This is a genomic window from Nostoc sp. UHCC 0251, from assembly GCF_034932245.1.
Classification (GTDB): domain Bacteria; phylum Cyanobacteriota; class Cyanobacteriia; order Cyanobacteriales; family Nostocaceae; genus Nostoc.
The window spans coordinates 1-1,477 of record NZ_JAYGHD010000271.1; the positions used below are offsets into that span (position 1 = coordinate 1).

1 protein-coding gene is annotated in these 1,477 nt (G+C 41.6%); it reads left to right on the plus strand.

The features are described from left to right. Positions 1–65 precede the first annotated feature (65 nt). On the plus strand, positions 66–1,469 hold the full coding sequence (tnpC, locus tag VB740_RS18145) for an IS66 family transposase (protein ID WP_323201349.1): 1,404 nt from the start codon (positions 66–68) through the stop codon (positions 1,467–1,469). The last annotated feature ends 8 nt before the right edge of the window (positions 1,470–1,477 follow it).

Genomic DNA, 1,477 nt, shown 5'->3' on the forward strand with positions numbered 1-1,477 from the left:
GTAACTGCCCAGGTAGGAATACCAGGAATATTCCCATGAGGGAAGAAAGATGGTAGTGTTCAAGCATGAGTCCAGAAGAAAAAGATCAAAAAATCGAGAGGCTGGAGAAAGAAAATCAAGCACTGCGGGAACGGATAGCAGAGCTAGAGAGAGGTTTGGGACTAGATAGCAAAACAAGTTCAAAACCACCGACAAGCGACGGACTCAAAAAGTCAAGTAAAATACGGACAAAAAGTTTAAGAGAAAGAGGAAAGCGGCCATCAGGAGGACAAATAGGTCATCCAGGGCAGACATTAGAACAGGTATTGCAGCCAGACAATATCGTAGAACATCCAACAAGATGCTCATGTCCTGGATGTGGATGTGATATTTCTGTTGTAATAGCAAAAAAAATAATTAAGCGACAAGTATTTGATATACCAGACCCAGGTATCATCGTCACAGAACACAGAGTGGCAGTAAAAGAATGTCCAGAATGTAAAACTCTCCTACAAGGGAGTTTTCCAAAATCGGTTATTGCACCAGTACAGTATGGAGCGAGAATTAGAGCAGTTGCGGCTTATCTACACCATCAGCATTTTATTCCCGAAGACAGATTGAGCGAAGTTCTAGATGATTTATTTAGCTGTCGAATGACACCAGGTACAATCGCAAAGACAACTTTGACTCTAGCAAAAATAATAGAACCTGTAGTGGATGAGATTGCAGGAGCAGTCAAAACTTCCCCAGTTAAACATCTAGACGAAACTGGATTCAGGATTGGTGGTAAAACCAATTGGTTGCACGTGGTTTCAACCGAAACACAAACTTGGTATCGAGTTTCTCCTAAACGTAAAGACATAGAAGTATTAGCTGATATCAAGGGTGTAGTAGTCCACGACCATTGGAACCCCTATTATCAACTCCTTGATGTCAATCACGCTTTGTGTAATGCCCATCATCTTCGAGAACTTAAAGCCTTGGAGGAAATCGAGCAAGAATCTTGGGCTAAGTCTATGAAGAAGTTGTTGCTTTTAGCTTGTAATTATCAACATCGCTATCAATCGGGTATTCCGAAAAATATTCTTCCTCGTCTCAATCAACTGTATGAGCAAATTCTACAACGAGGGTTGAGTTTTCATCACAGCCAACCACCCCTGACTCGTCAAGGTAATCGCGGACGAGTAAAACGGCGAGTTGGTCATAATTTGCTGTTGCGTCTCCACAATTTTCGGGGTGATGTTTTACGGTTTCTCACAGAGCCTGATGTTCCCTTTACCAATAATCAAGCAGAACGTGACTTGCGGATGATGAAGTGTAAACAGAAAATTTCCGGTGGCTTTCGCTCATTTGATTTTGCGGTTTCATTCGCCAATATCCGTTCTTTTCTTTCCACTGCTTCTAAGCATGGTCTTAATCTCCTCGAAGTTATTACTGATGCTTTAGAAGGTGATGTCTCTGTTTTTCTTTCCTCTATTACTACTAGCTAGGCAGTTAC